This is a genomic window from Flagellimonas marinaquae (assembly GCF_003992675.1).
GTDB lineage: Bacteria > Bacteroidota > Bacteroidia > Flavobacteriales > Flavobacteriaceae > Flagellimonas > Flagellimonas marinaquae.
The window spans coordinates 270,774-285,522 of sequence record NZ_RZMZ01000015.1; the positions used below are offsets into that span (position 1 = coordinate 270,774).

Here is a 14,749-nt window from a genome sequence, read left to right on the forward strand (position 1 = left end):
CAAGACTTAACCCTATGCTCCCACAAAAAACAAGGCATTTGCTATATGTCGTGTTGTTGGTGTTCATATCAATATTCGGTTCCACGGTATTAGCAAAAACAAACGTTACTCGGATACTTACCAAAATCGTTTCCAGTAATGCAGTGTCGGATACCCAAAACGAGATTCCCGATGTTGCCACCGTGGAATTGTCTACCGAAAACAATGAACTGCTCGCAACAGCCCCTATGTTCTCCACTATCATCAATGGTGCGAACGAGGAAGTGGTTTGTCCCAACGATGGAAGCACCTTGGCCAAGTTCTTCCTTTGCGGTACCAGTGATGTTCGGACGCTTACCCTAAGTCAATCCGGAAGTTCATATCAATGGCAGCGATTAGATCCTAACAGTTGTGCTCCTACCGTAGTGGACGACTGTCCCACCATCAACAACGCCTGTACTTGGAACACCGTGGGAACGGGTTCCACTTTTAATTTGGCGGCAGCTGGCGAATATAGGGTCCGGGTCAATTCAGGACAATACTATTACTTTAAATCAACACTTAACCCGCTCAACCCTCAACTTATTAAAGAGGATATTATTTGTGGTAATCCGGGCAGGGTAGAGGTAACCAATGTTCCAGCAGGGTACGAATACAGTTTGAACAGTTCCGCAGGACCTTATCAAGATGATCCTTTCTTTGATATTACCGCATCTGGGGATTATCGAGTTTTTGTACGATTGAAAAATGTGTCCCAGACCGCTTGTGTTTTCCCGTCCAATTTGGTCACCGTAGGTGATTTGGATATCAATGTGGACGTTACCGCCAACGATATTTTGTGTAGTGGAGAATTAGGTAGTATTGATGTTGCGGTGTCTGGGGTTCCTGGTTTTTACACTTATCGGCTTATAAAAAATGGAGTATCGGTGGATACATTCGGACCCAATGGTGCTGATTCGTATTCTTTTGACAATGTAAGTCCAGGTACTTATGCTATTCGTGTTGAAACCAATTCCTGTTCCGAAACCATTACTACGGATATTAATGGTGACCCTATCGTTATCGGTGGAGGCATTAGTCCGCTGGCAGTTTCAGCTACGGCTTCAGATAGTTTTGGTTGTGGGGCAACATCCGTCAATGTCAATGTAACCACGAGTGGAGGAACGGCGCCATATCGATTAAGTGTAGATGGAGGGCCATTTGGTTCTACCTATACCAGTACTTCTTCTTTTTCTGTAACCTCCGCAGGAACATATAATATTTTGGTAGAGGATGCCAACGGATGTCAACGCACAGCAGCTGTCGATGTAGAGAATATACCACCCCCGGTGTTCAGTTTTACCGAAGAGGATGCCAACTGTGGTGGCGCCAATGATGGTAGGATTACCGTGAACGTGACCAATGGATATGGTTACGAAATACAATATAGTGTCAATAACGGAGCGACGTTCCAGATAAGTAATACCTTTTCCAACTTGGCTCCGGGCAATTATGACGTGGTACTGCGCTATGAGCAAGACTCTTTTAGCTGTACCACAACACCTCAAGCAGCTACCATAGGCACACCTTCTACGATTACCGCAACTGCCACGCCAGACGCTATGCCGACTTGTGGTGATGAGAATGGAGGACAGATTACCATTTCCGGGGTTTCCGGAGGAACCGCACCTTATGAATACAGCGTCGGGGCAGGCTTTAGCAGTAACCCAGTGTTCCCAAGCCTTGGGTTTGGAACCTACACTCCCATGATTCGGGATGCCAATGGATGTGTGCAAGCACTTCCCGATATCGTGTTCAATACCCTGAACAAGCCTACCAATTTGGATTTCAGTATTTCCAGTTTGGACTGCATTACCACCACAGCATCTTTGGATTTGACGGTAACTGGAGGTTCTGGAACGTATACTTATGAGATTATCGCTCCAGCGGCCAGCGCGATAAACAATGGAAGCAACAGTACCTTTACCGGTTTGGGCCTAGGAACCTATACCTTTAGGGTCACCGATAGCGAAGGATGTTCCTACGATGAAAACTATGCCATTACGGATATCAGTTCCATTGGTGTTCAGGGGCAGCAGACTCGCGTAGTGACCTGCGTTGGAGATTCCGACGGAGAGGGGCGCTTTTTGGTGGACGGTTTCAATACCACCTATAGCTACAGCATCGATGGTGGGCCCGTTTCCGCTGGACAAAATAACAGTATCATTCCGTTGACAGGCTTGGCTGCCGGAAGTTATGTGATCTCCGTGACCGATGAAGAGACCAATTGTACTGATACGGCTACCCTGGTCATTGAAGAACCATCCACGGCATTCGCAATTTCCAGTCTTGATGTGACCGCAATGAGCTGTCAGAACGGGAATACAGGAGCTGTTCGTATTAACACCGTAGGCGGCTGGGGCGGTAACCGATATACGTTGACACAGCCCGATGGTTCCACCCGTGGTCCCAAAAATGGAAGTACTTTTTCCAATCTTTCACAAGATGGCAGCTATCAAGTGAGTGTTACCGATGCCAATGGATGTACCGTGACCGATAGTTTCACCTTGACCCGTTTGGATGCCCCGACCTTAACCTTGGATGCTGCATCCTCCGATTTTTGTTATGACAATTTTACCGCGGCCACCCTTGCGGTAAATGCCACTGGAGGCTTGGCCCCATATCAATACCGAATTAATGGAGGGGTTTTGGGTGCCAGTGCCAGTTTTAACGGCCTTACCCCAGGTACATACACCATTGAGGTAGTAGATGCCAATGATTGCAGGGATACAGTAACAGCGACCATCGAACCACAGGTAATGGCCAATGCGACTACGATTCAAGAATTGGATTGTGCTGGCCCTCCCGCGCAAATTCGGGTAAACATCAGCAATGGCTATACCTCTTCAGGTGATTATGATATTTACGAAGTAAGTATCAACGGAGCACCGTACACTTCGGATAACAATAATATTTCTGGAAACTCTTTTATATACAGTATCCCAAATGATGGTTCCATCATCTCCGATACGACCTTCCAGTTTATGATTACGGATGCAAGAGGTTGTACCACCGAAACCAACACCGTGACCATTTCTCCACCCGAAACCATCGCAGGTACCGCTGTGGCCACCGACACCCAATGTGGTGACAATGCCAGTGGGGTAGTGGAGCTGATTCCCGATACCACCCAAGGGATACCACCTTACGAGTTCAGTAATGATAATGGTGCGACATTTAGCACACAAAATATATTCTCAGGCTACGGAGCTGGAACCCATGGTGGTTTTGTTATCCGTGATAGCAGGGGATGTGTGAGTCCCGCCTATTCCTTGACCATAGGTTCCAGCGACCCATTGGATGCAACCGCCACACCAACAGATGCCGTTTGTTCTGCTGGCGCGGTGAACGGCTCCATTTTGGCCACCATCAATAATGGTGTAGCGCCATTCGACTATGTATTGGTGGATGAGTTTGGCGGAACTGTGGCAGCATCAACAGGAACAGCCAGTACCACTGTAAACTTTCCTAATTTGCCATTGGGCAACTATACCCTTATCACTACCGATGCACAAGGTTGTGAAGACCGAGACCCGGTGGTCATTGATCAAAATCAGTTGGACCTTATACCTTTGGATCCTGACCCTGCCATTTGTTCGGATACCTCGTTTCCCTATCGGGTAAGGGCTACAGGAGGAACGGCACCTTACGAATTTAGATTGGTGGGAGAACCCACTTTCAATCCTGCAACATCAGGAGGTGACACCTATGATTTTACAGGTCAGGTAGTGCCAGGCGTTACCTATTTTGTGGAGGTAAGGGATGCTTTGGGTTGTACTTATATCGAAGAAATTGACCCTATTGGACCAATTAATCCAGTAGCGGTGACCGCAACATCCTTGTCGGCTTCCTGTAATGTCGCCGGCAGCGGCTCCATTGACTATGAGGTGGCCGGTATTTCAGCACCAGGGGATTTTACCATCACTGTTCAAAATACGGATACGGGTGCCACTATATCCAGCAGTTCGTTCACTGGGGAAACCATTCCCTACAATGGAACCATTAATGGATTGGCACCGGGAAATTATCAAATCATTGTTCGGGACGATACCAATGGATGTAGTGGCAGCACTTTGGCCTTTATCGATATCAGTTCGGTATCCATTGCCATTGATAACTTTGTGGAGGCTACGTGCAACGTCGGCGCATTGGTAACGGTTAGAGGTTTTGGAACCACTGGGCCATATAATTATGCCTACGTGCCTACGGGAGCTCCCGCACCTACCACCTTTACTTCGGAAACCACCTTTGAAATTCCCGGACCATACCCTGCGGATTACGATTTTTATGTTCAGGATGCAAACGGATGTACTGCGCTGACCACTTTAACGGTAACCCAAGAAGCTGGGGTGCCAGACCCTGTTATCGACGTGGTGAACCAGTGTACTGCGACCAGTGGGTATCAGATTGATATTGTATCCCCATTGTCCACAGGTTCAGGTCTGCCAGAAGAAACCTTCCAATACGATATTGGAAGCGGTTTCCAAACAGGAACTACTTTTATCGTCCCCAATCCAGGAAGCTATGTGATTACGGTAAGGGACGGAAATGGCTGTACCAATACCGTCACAGCCGAGGTATTTGATTTCTTTGCAATTTCTGCCGATGCTACTTCCTATCCGACCTGTAATGCAGGAGATGGTGAAATTACGGTAAATACCACTGGGGGTAGCGGTAATTTTGAATACCAATTGAGGGATGCGGGCACCTTGGCCAATATTGGCCCAGCCCAATCCACCAATGTATTTACCAATGTGATGCCCGGAGATTACAATATTTTGGTAACCGATTTGGACTCGAATACTTCACCTTTGTGTTCGGATGAAGCAGAGGTAATTGTTTCCACAGTCGATACCCCAGTGATTTCAGCAACCCCAAGCAGCGATGTCACCTGTTTTGGTGCGGATGATGGAACCATAACCGTGGAACTACAACCCGGAACCGATACGGATACACCTATCAATTATGTGCTGTATCAAGGGGCAACGGCTACGGTAATCGCGGGACCCCAAGGTTCCCCTGTGTTTGATGACCTACTACCGGGTACGTATCAAGTGGAAGCCGTATCGGACAGGGGATGTACCGACCGCTCTGGAAATATCATTATCGACGAACCCACTCAATTGATGGTCAATGCCATCAACACGGAATTCAGTTGCAATCCATCCAGTAACCAATTCAGTACGGCTACGATCACCATTTATACTGATGATAACGGCGACGGAACAGGAACCCCAACAGGTTCGGGCTCGTACACCTATAGCATGAATGATGGGACACCTCAATTTGACGGAACCAACTTCCAGACGAGCAATACTTTTGAGGTAATTGACAATGGAACCAATCAGTCGATAATTTTGACGGCCCGCGATCAAAACGGCTGTGAGCAAACCGCAACGGTGAACATCAATACCCCAACGGATATCACGTTTAGCTACAATGTCAATCAAATCAGTTGTGATGCATCCGGCAGCGGCGTAACCCCAGGAACTATCGATATCATTATCAACGAAGGTCCAGGAAATTATGAAGTGGAGATTTTGCCCTTGGGCTCAGAGCCTGCTCGAAGCTCAGGTGGAACCGACAGGGTGACGTGGGATATTTCAACCCCAGGCGATTATATTTTTGCAGTAACCGATATTGGTAGCGGAGGTTGTACTTATTTGACGACCACTGTAAATATGCCGGAATACAACACTATTGAAGCAGTGATTGCTGAGGTGGAACCCGTCACCTGCTTTAACGGTAATGATGGCGTCATCAGTCTGGATATTTCCAATTATGCAGGCGTCTATAATTATGAGGTCTTTTCAAGAGATAACGCAGGCGTTGAAACATCTACTGGGGTAACCGGTACTTTCGATACCAATGCACCTATCAACTCACCTGAGAGTATTGAAAATGTTCCAGCGGGTAATTTGGTGGTCCGAATTGAAGCCTTGGATTCACCGTTTTGCGATGCCGTGAGCAATGTAACAACGGTGCGTTCGCCCGATCGACCATTGACTGTGGACGCGGTGCAAACCTCTCCAGTGACCTGTAATGTTCCCGGATTTGGGGAGATTACAGCTTCGGGCGACGGAGGATGGGGCACCTACGAGTACCAGTTGGTAGCGTCGGACGGTACCATTCTCGTGGATTACCCCAACACCAATCCCGTATTTGAAAACCTATCAACCGATACCTATACGGTAAACGTTAGGGATTTGAGAGGATGTGAGGCTACCATGGATATTAATTTGCCCTTGCCAATCCCAATTTCCGCTGATATTCGAGTAGTAAGCCCCTTGGCATGTAACAACGATAATGATGCGGTGATCGAAGCCTATAATGAAGCCGGGGGACAAGGTCCAGGAAATTATCTATATCAATTGAACAGAATTACCGATGGCACCAATAGTGGTTTGCAGACTACTCCAAGGTTTGCCAATTTATCTGCCGGAGAATACACCATTACCATTTTTGATGGCTGGAACTGTAGCTTTACCACGATTCCAATTGAGGTGCAAGACCCAGAGATTGTGGTAGCGGAACTTGTGGAGCTGCAACCTCCAGGTTGTGGGGATTTGGGTAGAATGCAACTTACCGTGACCAACCCCGAACCCGGCGTGGACTATTTTTACCGCAGAGCGGGTACTACGGATCCATTTATCCCATTTGGAGCAGGAATGACCAGTATAGAAATTGCTGCGGACATTACAGTTGACCCAGGACCCTTCCAATACGATGTGCAAAACTCCAATGGTTGTCCGTTTGAGAAATCCAACCAGATTTCATTAGATCCTGCCGCACCTTTGGTAATCGCTTTGGATTTGACCAACGCCACCATTAACTGTGCGGGCGAGGCGACGGGAATCATTCGCTCCGAAGCCTTTGGAGGTATAGGTAACTATATCTACACCCTTGTTAATTCGAATACAGTGCCACCAACCGCGGCATCGATTGTACGTCCGGCCCAAAGTTCAGGTATTTTTAGGGAGTTGAACCCCGGTACCTATTATGTATATGCACAAAGTGGTGGATGTGAGGCCATTTCAGATCCGATTGTGATAGAGCCCAAAGATCCGTTGGTATTAGATTATCTGGAAGCAGTTCCCGTGCAATGTGCCGGAGATATGAACGGACAGATCATCATTGAAGCGAGCGGTGGAACAGGCCAGATTAGGTATTCGATTTCCGATACCCTGAGCGAGTTTTTTGAAGGAGATGATCCAAACAATCCGAATAGAAAGACATTTAACGATTTGGCCCCACGAACGTACGATATTATCATACAAGATGATTTGGGCTGCACCATCACCAGAACAGTAGAAATTACCCAACCGATGGAATTGGTGGCGGGGGTAGTGGATACCACCCCAGAAACCTGTTTGGGAGATGGGGATGGTAGCATGACGTTGGAGGTTAACGGCGGAACAGCTCCGTATTACACAAGCGTGAATTCTGCCGATGATGCCGATTTTGTTCAGAACGATAGCCTATTCTTCGATAATCTCCAAGGTGGTGAAACCTATGTGGTATTTATTCGTGATGCCAACGGATGCCAGACCAATGTGGTGGCAGAAATTGGGATAGGCGTAGATATTGTCGCCGAACCCTTGGTGGAATATGGTTGTGAAGGAATTTTCCCGAATAGTACGGTAACCATTAACATTGCTGACGGTTCCCAACTGCCCAATTTACTGTTCGCCTTGGATGTGGATGATATTCAACAAGCAACGACCCAAAGAACCTTTGGGGATTTGCCAGCTGGGATGCATACCGTTTATATCTATCACGCCAATGGATGTGTCACTTTTGTTGAGTTTGAAGTAGAAGCCTACGAACCCTTGACCTTGGAAGCAACCAAGACCGGTCCCGATGAGATTACTGCAATCGCTACCGGTGGATTTGGAGGGTATGAATACTTTTTCCAAGGAGAATCTTTTGGAGAAGTGAATACGTTCAACGTAACACAGGACTCCAATATCAGTATTCGGGTGCGCGACCAAAATGGTTGTGAGGCCACCTTGGTTATGCCCTTTAATTTTGAAGGTATGCCCGAAATGCCCAATTTTTTCACGCCTGATGGAGATAACCTAAACGACTTTTGGTATCCGGAAAATAGGGAGTACTTCCCCTTTATCGACGTCATCATTTATGATCGTTACGGTAGGGTAGTGGCCCGACTGGACCAAGTCAAGAAATGGGACGGAAACTATGATGGTAAACCATTGCCTACCGGGGATTACTGGTATGTTGTAAATGCCAATGATAGTGATAACCAGCAGTTTGTGGGACACTTCACTCTGTACCGGGAATAAGGTGAAAAAGATTTTCAAACACAAGGCTTAAATATCACCAAAATTTTTATTTTTGCAGTCCCTTTTCGGGATGTGGCCCTTCGGCTACGCTCAGGATATGCTCCGTCTGGTACCCAGACTGCTTGGCAGTAAGGCGGAATTGAATTTGGGTTTTGTTTTTTTGAATTTTATCAGCATTTAGCTGATTCCGGGATGTGGCGCAGTCTGGTAGCGTACACGCATGGGGTGCGTGTGGTCGCTGGTTCGAATCCAGTCATCCCGACTTACCTTATTTAAGTAAAATCAAAACACTGTTAATCTTATGATTTTCAGTGTTTTTTGTTTTTTATACGTTCATCCGATATCATGTAAACCATAGAACAGGTGAGGGTAAGACGCTCAAAAGATGATTGTCATTGTTCCCAATATACCGACCAATAAGGTGCAAATGGTGGCCAAGATCATAAAGGCTCTTGGAAGCCAATACCACTTTAACTAAGGTAGCACGCTGTACATTCCTTTTGGTGAAAGATATTCAAAATATCTGCTGATTACCTTGAATTTGGTATTCAGTATAACTATGGCAGGTACCGAGAAAGGTATGCCTTCTCTTGAGGCCAATAATTTAGGTATTTGATGTATGGGATTTCTTTTTTTGCCAACTTCACTGTTGATATAGCGTTGTCCACCAAAGTAGATAGTATCCGTGGCTTCGGCATCCATTTTTACCGCGTAGTAGTTGGAACGGAGCTTTGAAACCACCTTAGAATCCTTGAATGTGGCCTTCTCCATTTTTTTACAGTAGGCACACCAGTCCGCATTGAAAAACAACAAAACCTTTTTTGGTTTTATTAAAAGGGAATCTTCCAATTGCTCAAAACTAAGCCATTCCACCTCTTGTTTCTGCGCGAAAAGGCAGGGGATAACCATAAAAATCAAACAAATGCTGAAATAGAATGTGGTACGGAACATTGTCAAAGTTTAGAGTGGTCAACGAGTTAATGAAGCTTACCAAATTTTAACCCAAAAAAGATGGCACGTGGTGCATCTGGGCCATAAACATAATCAGAATCCCGGCCGGGCCCAACATCAAAATCATCCTGAAAACTATTAAAAATATTGGTGACCCCGCCCGATAGCGTTACCATAAAGGACTCGTTGAAATCAAAATGGGTTTCCAGTTTAATGTTCATATCAAAAAAGGAACCTGAATCATTGAGTTCCAAAAAACCATTGTCACTGATGACCCTCGGAACGGTCATGTTGCCAGAGTACGTACCTGTAACATCCACATTAAACTTTTCGCTCGGAATCCAGGTAGTGTTGAGATAGCCGTAAAAGTCTGGTACGCGAACAAATTCATCGATGACGATGTCACTTTCCCCAGGTGTTCCGTCGCTCTCGTACAGAATTTGAGGTTCATTCCATTTGGTTTGCTGTAAAGTTCCACCGACTTGAAAACGCCATTTTGGATCGGGTGAAAGGCCCAGTTCAAAGTTGGAGCCATAGACTAGGGCACCTTCCCCATTCCGTACTTCTTCCAATATGGACCCGTTGGAAAGGACAGCTCCTGTGCTTACCAAGGTAAATGGGTCCTCCAAAGCAGTGTAAAACCCTTCCAACAATACATCCAGTTGGAGTAAATCCTTCGTTTTTGAATAGTTTACGGAACCTGTAAATGCGTTTGAAAACTCGGTATCCAAATCCTCAGTTAAAATAACAAACTGGGGTTCGCCGCCCACACTTGAGATGTGCAAATCCTCATTAAATGTTTGGGGCGCCCTAAATCCTCTGGCATATCCGGCCCTAAGGCGCCACGCTTCACTTACTTTATAGGAGAGGGTTACTCTGGGGGAGAGGGCCGTTTGGTTGAGGTCCAAATCCCTTTCGATACCTCCTACCGAATAATTCCCAAAAACATTCACATTATCCAATCTGGTCCCGAGCAGGGCAGAAAATTGCTCTGAAGGTTTCCATTCGTACTGCGCATATCCGCCCAAGGTGTTCACATTTTGGTCAACAAGCCGGTCGTACCCTGGGATTTGATCTTCTGTGGTGCTATAATTGTATTCCGCGCCCACGGTCAATACATCATTGTTGTTGAACGTTTTGGTCAACTGCACCCCATTTACCCAGGCCAAGTCTTTGGTGGTGCCAAAGGCATTGTTGGCCAAAAGACTATCTTGTTGGGTTCTGGCACCTCCCAAGCCACCGTAATAGCTATCACGATTTGTATAGGAGGCGGAGGAATAAATTTGCGTCTTTTGACTACCATCCTTGCTGTCCAATTCATAATCGGCGCCACCGATAAAGGTATCATGGTCCAATTCTTCGGTAATATCCGTGAATTGGGGAGCCAGTTCCAACCGATCACCACCTCTACGGTACTCTCGAATGGCATTTAAATTCAATGAGACGCGGCTCCTGTCGGTAGGCTTTACAAATGCCTTTGCGCCTACGGTAGTGTTTCTAAGCTCCACAAGCTCTGTAAAGCCATCGCCATTTGCATCATAGGCTTCACGGTTTCTATAAGCACCAAAAAGGGTTACCCCACTTTTAAGGTCATCGGCCACAATGGAACTGTTGAAGTTGACCACCCGGTCCAAGGCTTCGCCCCCCACAATTGCCAAATTGCTGCCAATTTCCCATGTATTTAAAATGGGATCTTTGGTAATGATATTGACGGTCCCCGCTATTGCATTGGAACCGTAAAGTGCTGAACCGCCGCTGCGAACCACTTCTACACGCTCTATAATGTTTGTTGGAATTTGTTCCAATCCGTAAACACCCAATAATGAAGTAAATATGGGCCTGCTGTTGAGCAATATTTGTGTGTAGGCACCATCCAGGCCATTTAAACGGACTTGGGTAAATCCGCAGTTTTGGCAGTTGGTTTCCACACGTACACCAGGCGTAAAGCTTAACCCTTCGGCTACTGAAATCGATTGGGTGGCCGTTAACAATCTGGGCTTTAAGGAAGATACGACCACAGGGGCGCTTCGTCGTTCCACTCTATTTCGGGTGGCACTGACCACCACTTCGTTGAGGCCGAGCGCATCTTCTATAAGTTCGAAATTGACTGCTATTTTTTGCTTTTGACTAACAATTATGGACTGTGTTGCTGTCCTAAACCCTTGTGAAGCGGCCGAAAGGATTTGCTTCCCAATGGGAACTCTGAGTTCAAAATTTCCATTGTAGTCCGTGTTGGTTCCTTGGGTTCCATTCTTAACATAAATGGCCGTAAATGGAACAGGTTTGCCATTAGAGGTTACTTGACCCACTACAATGCCCATTTCTTCTTGTCCAAATAGTGAGGTGAATGGCAGGAGTATAGCAAATAATATTAGTGGAATATGTTTGAGTACCATTATTTTTATTGGCATAAAATTAAATTTAGACAAAACTAAATAAATTATTTATCAAAAATAAAAAATGGTTTTAATAAATCTAAAAAAAAGAATTGTGGTTGGAACACAAGTTTCTAAATAGAATGTGTGAGGATGGAATTCGTAGGCTTAAAAACTATAGCTCAATGGTAAAAGTCAATCTGTTCCTTTATTTAGATGAAAAAGGAGGGAGTCCCTTGAACATAAGAGATTTACAGTAACCCTTTTGATGGGAACAGCGTAATTGACTTCAGGGTTTGCTTTTAAAATCAACCTTTCCTCATTGAAATTGGGAATTTCTTTGGACGGACAGCATGTAATGGGTACATATTGGCTAGCCATTACCATATCGCAAACATCACATTGCTCAAGGTGTTCGCCATTAAAGAGATAATCAAAAGTTTTGCCCTTAGCAGATTGAATGACTATCAAAAAGTTTGAAATGGAAACCCTATGATCAGGATTTCTGTTCCATTTTCAAATTAACTTTTCACTAACTCGTATCAATACCGAAAGTAGTATCTTTAAAAAACGTCGAATCTGTAAAAACCTCTCAATGTCATTCAAAAATTCCATGTTGAGTTTATTACTGTTCCTCCTTGCCATACCATTTTTTGGGCAAAATATGTCGGTTGAAGGGAAGATTAAGCCTGCTTTCCAGGATTATTTTGGAAACCCCCGCATATCCATCTTCTTGCACATGAACAAAAGCACTTATGTTAGTGGGGAGCATATTTGGTTCAAGGGATATATGTATAATAGAGTGAAGGCAAAGCCCTTTAAGGAATCGGTAAATGTGTATGTGGGTATTTATGATAGTGATGGCAACCAGAAGGAAAAACACTTGGTGCTCAGCAAAGAGGGGCAGCTGCAGGGGCAAATAGCCATAGATTCCTCTTTCGTCGATGGACAATACTACATCAAAGCCTCCACCAGTTGGATGAAGGACTTTAAGGAGGATGATTCCTTTGTTCAGCAATTTACGGTACTGAACAGTGAACTGGTATTGGAAAACAAGGATTTTTCGAAAGCATACGATATTCAATTTCTTCCCGAAAGTGGACACTGGGTCTCCAATGTCCAAAGTGTGGTGGGCATCAAAATAACGAACGACAATGGAACTGCAGCTGCCAATGTGGTGGGTATCATTAGGAACGAGAGCGGAGAGGAAATTGTTCGATTCAAGACAAATCGATTTGGTTTCGCCAAGGCTGTAATGACTCCCTCCGAGAAGGAACGGTATTGGGCTTCTGTATCAAACCCTGCCGGAAAGGAGTGGAAGGTCCCGCTTCCAGCTATAGATTCGTTGGGGCTTGTACTGTCCACCAGAAATATAGCGGATGACAGGATTTTGGTTTTGGTGGGGACCAATGCCGAGACAAAACGAGCAATTGGCCAAAAACCCTATAGTATTCTTATCCATAGGGATGGATTGCTCAAAAGTTTGGATGTGGTTTTCAAAGAAAATCAGCTTTATGCTTCCCATATCTTGGATAAGCGTGAACTCCATACGGGTATGAACATCCTTACGTTGATAGATAATCGCGGAGTACCCCTTGCGGAGCGGCTGTTTTTTAATGATAAGGGGATGGAAAGCATTACATTGGCCACCAACGTTCAAAAAGTGGACAATGATTCAGTCCAAGTTTCCCTAGCTGGTTTTAAAAAGCGTACAACCTCCTATGCTAGTATTTCGGTGCTTCCAGCAGATACCAAGGCCTACAATTTCAATTCCAACATTTTGAGCTCATTTTTGCTCAAACCCTACGTGCGTGGTTTTGTAGAAGAAGCCGACCAGTATTTTGCTGATTTTTCAAAGCGTTCCATGGAAAACTTGGATATGTTATTGTTGACTCAGGGTTGGTCAAGATATGAATGGGACCATATCTTCGATGCATCCCCAGAAAAGAAGATACAATATAGGGCAGGAATCGATGTTTTTGGTACCATTAATTCCAAGATACCAAAGAATACAGACCTTTTGGTTTATGCAGGCAACCAGAGTGACCCTACCATTGTTCCTTTGTCGGAACAATCCAAAACATTTAGTCTGGACAACTATTTTGTAGAACAGGGCGAAGAGCTCAGGCTTACCTTGCTCAATAAGCGGGGAGAACTTGCTCTCCCCAATCTTTTTTTGCGGTTGGATACAGGGCAATCCACGGATAGAATATATGAACTGCAACCAGCCAAAGGAATCGAGCATGACATGTTGGTTAAAGGTTTGGGCAAAGACGAGTTCCAAAACTTTGTGCTCCCCGAACAAAACACTATTGATCTTGAAGAAGTGGTGGTCAGTGAAAATAGGACTGGCAGAAGAATTACCACACCCTTTGTATCTGAAGGTAATCTAAAGGTTGTGACCGAGGAGACAGAGGGACTTTACCCAAGACTATTGGATATTATCCGCTCCAGCGGCTTCAATGTATGGGAGATGCCAAATACCGGTTATGAAAGGATACGTATCACAACAAAAAGACAACTGTCCTTTTCATTGGTGCAACCATCTCCAATTCTTTACATTGATGATGTCCGCTATTCAGATTTCAATATTCTGATGGATTTCCCCACATCTCGGGTGGAAAGTTATTATATAGATCGCTCTGGGTTCATGGAAGCTGGTGGAGCAGGAGGTGTTATTCGCGTTTATACCCGAAAAGAGGGGGATGTTGGTGCTGGACACTCCGATAAATTTACCCCGGACGAAAGATTTTTTACGCATACCGTTTCAAATGGGTTTATGCCCGCAAAGCAGTACTACACCCCCAAGTACAATAATCTATCCAGTGAATCCTTCCGGTATTTTGGAAGTATTGGTTGGTACCCAGACCTCACCATTGATAAAAACGGAACGTGTCAACTAAAAATACCCGACTATGGATACGACGAAATTGTATTGTTCGTAGAGGGAATGGACGAGGATGGAAGATTGACTTCCACGATCGAACGTGTGATGGTATCATCCACCGCACAGTAGCCAGGGTTTATATAGGAAAATGTTCCACCTAAATACGTGCCCTAACCTTACTTGCTATTGCGCAAGCGCCCAAATCCAAGTAAAGA

At 45.3% G+C, this 14,749-nt stretch carries 4 protein-coding genes and 1 tRNA gene; 3 read left to right on the forward strand and 2 right to left on the reverse strand.

Annotated features, from left to right (window positions below; all coding sequences use genetic code 11):
• Positions 1 to 14: 14 nt before the first annotated feature.
• A complete protein-coding gene (locus EO130_RS10610; RefSeq protein ID WP_127141487.1) occupies positions 15 to 8,321 on the forward strand; it encodes a T9SS type B sorting domain-containing protein in 8,307 nt (2,768 codons plus the stop codon).
• Between the two features lie 188 nt (positions 8,322 to 8,509).
• A tRNA-Pro gene (locus EO130_RS10615) sits at positions 8,510 to 8,583 on the forward strand.
• 212 nt (positions 8,584 to 8,795) lie between these two features.
• On the opposite strand, the gene EO130_RS10620 is transcribed toward EO130_RS10615, so the two are convergent.
• On the reverse strand, positions 8,796 to 9,272 hold the full coding sequence (locus tag EO130_RS10620) for a thioredoxin family protein (protein ID WP_127141488.1): 477 nt from the start codon (positions 9,270 to 9,272) through the stop codon (positions 8,796 to 8,798).
• 26 nt (positions 9,273 to 9,298) lie between these two features.
• Positions 9,299 to 11,683, reverse strand: a complete 2,385-nt coding sequence (locus tag EO130_RS10625) for a TonB-dependent receptor (RefSeq protein ID WP_241244341.1) — start codon at positions 11,681 to 11,683, stop codon at positions 9,299 to 9,301.
• A gap of 559 nt (positions 11,684 to 12,242) precedes the next feature.
• On the opposite strand from EO130_RS10625, the gene EO130_RS10630 reads away from it, so the two are divergent.
• Positions 12,243 to 14,663, forward strand: a complete 2,421-nt coding sequence (locus tag EO130_RS10630) for a TonB-dependent receptor (protein ID WP_127141489.1) — start codon at positions 12,243 to 12,245, stop codon at positions 14,661 to 14,663.
• The last annotated feature ends 86 nt before the right edge of the window (positions 14,664 to 14,749 follow it).

What these genes read in the sequence shown, in the direction of transcription:
- EO130_RS10610 (WP_127141487.1), top strand. Translation starts at nt 15, where the DNA reads ATGCTCCCACAAAAAACAAGGCATTTGCTATATGTCGTGTTGTTGGTG.
- EO130_RS10620 (WP_127141488.1), bottom strand. Translation starts at nt 9,272, where the DNA reads ATGTTCCGTACCACATTCTATTTCAGCATTTGTTTGATTTTTATGGTT.
- EO130_RS10625 (WP_241244341.1), bottom strand. Translation starts at nt 11,683, where the DNA reads ATGCCAATAAAAATAATGGTACTCAAACATATTCCACTAATATTATTT.
- EO130_RS10630 (WP_127141489.1), top strand. Translation starts at nt 12,243, where the DNA reads ATGTCATTCAAAAATTCCATGTTGAGTTTATTACTGTTCCTCCTTGCC.